The 252-nt window shown below is 44.8% G+C and carries 1 protein-coding gene; it reads right to left on the bottom strand.

Features of this window, described 5'->3' with window-relative positions; all coding sequences use genetic code 11:
• A partial coding sequence (locus tag NLF92_RS13455; RefSeq protein WP_254102765.1) for a nucleotidyltransferase family protein occupies positions 1 to 252 on the bottom strand: 252 nt, incomplete at both ends.

The raw sequence follows: 252 nt of genomic DNA, 5'->3' as shown, positions 1-252 counted from the left end.
GGTATACACCCAAATTTTCTCTTGGTGTAAATAATCGAGTAATTCACTAAACGTGGTTTTGGCACAGGCTCCATCGATCAAGACATTCAAGTTCTGCATCGAGGCTTGAATTGCAGAGCGGCAAGCTTGTGGAGCACTGTCTCCTAGGACCACACCAAAACGTGCAGCTTTACGCATCAGTTCAGTTTGAATGGTCACTGATAAGGTTGTGTTTTCACCTTTTAAGCGCAGTAGCAGTGATTGGTTACCACC

It is taken from the genome of Opacimonas viscosa (genome assembly GCF_024199005.1).
Classification (GTDB): domain Bacteria; phylum Pseudomonadota; class Gammaproteobacteria; order Enterobacterales; family Alteromonadaceae; genus Opacimonas; species Opacimonas viscosa.
Note: the sequence above shows the minus strand (reverse complement) of the source record. Positions and strands in the feature narration are given on the sequence as shown.